The 1,189-nt window shown below is 52.1% G+C and carries 1 protein-coding gene; it reads left to right on the top strand.

What is annotated here, in order from left to right; genetic code table 11:
- The first annotated feature begins 215 nt into the window (after positions 1 to 215).
- A complete protein-coding gene (locus tag JJD66_RS27875) occupies positions 216 to 1,178 on the top strand; it encodes an IS110 family transposase (protein ID WP_200649528.1) in 963 nt (320 codons plus the stop codon).
- The last annotated feature ends 11 nt before the right edge of the window (positions 1,179 to 1,189 follow it).

Raw genomic sequence — 1,189 nt, forward strand, 5'->3', positions numbered from 1 at the left:
TCGCAGGCAAGCCAGCTTGTATGGTTAGACTTGTAGGGGTGGTGGGACTAAAAGCCAGCATCTGACTCTAGCCAGTACAGACCGTGGGAGACTTCGCCCCACCCCTTCACCAAAGCGCCGATAAGGAATGCATCGGCCATGACCGACGATAGAAGCAAGCCAGCGCAATGGTGAAGCCCCGACAAGCCTGCAAACCCTAACCCGGAGCGTTTTTCATGGCAATGACTGTCTCGCAATCAATCATCGGTGTGGATGTCGCTAAGGTTGAAGTTGTGGTCTATCGAAGTGAAACGGCTGAAACAACGATCGTACCGAACAACAAACCCGAGCTGAAAACGTGGCTGAAGTCGTTGCCCGCAGGTAGTGCGATTGCAATTGAAGCCACCAATATCTATCACCTGGATACCGTCAACTTGGCTCACTCAATGGGTCATAAGGTTTATGTAATCGATGGATATCGCCTCAATCACTACCGTAAAGGCACTGGAGGGCGCGCCAAAACAGACCTCAGCGATGCGCAGTTACTAGCTCGCTATTTAAGAAATGAACAGGCCGATCTGCGTGTCTGGAATCCGCCGCCGAAGATTTATACCAAGCTTCAAAGCTTGCTTCGCCGACGTGCCGCACTGGTGAAGATGCGTGTTGCTCTGAACCAGAGCTGGGCAGGTGAGCCGTTGCTCAAAGCCTCGTCCAAGAGCATTTCAGCTTGTCTTGATAGACATGAAGCGCTCATTGAAAAACGGATATTAGCTGCTGTCACTGAAGCGGGTGTCTTGCATCAAGTCAGGCGCTGCCAAGCCGTAGAGGGCATTGGTTTTCTTACGGCAGTTGCCCTGACTATGGCCTTTCAACGAGGAGAGTTTGAAAGTGCTGACGCTTACATCGCATTTCTGGGAATGGACTTGAGGGTGTCCGACTCAGGGCAAATGAACGGACGTCGTTCGTTAAGCAAGAAAGGAGACTCAGAGATCCGCAGGTTGCTGCATAACGCGGCGTCAGCCGGTATTAGGTCAGAAGCCTGGAAGCCTTTATACGAGGGCTATCTGGCCAGGGGCCTGAAAACAACTCAAGCCCTGGTCATCATCGCCCGCAAGTTAGCGCGTATCGCCTTTTCGCTCATGAAAAACCAGAGCGAGTACCAATCAAAAGCGGGTTTAGGGGCTTCCCCCCAACCATAGAATCTCCCACA

The sequence above is a fragment of the Pseudomonas sp. MF6751 genome (assembly GCF_016613265.1).
Lineage (GTDB): Bacteria > Pseudomonadota > Gammaproteobacteria > Pseudomonadales > Pseudomonadaceae > Aquipseudomonas > Aquipseudomonas fluorescens_BV.

Bases quoted from the DNA above. Each gene is read 5' to 3' on its own strand.
- JJD66_RS27875 (WP_200649528.1), top strand. From the start codon at position 216: ATGGCAATGACTGTCTCGCAATCAATCATCGGTGTGGATGTCGCTAAG.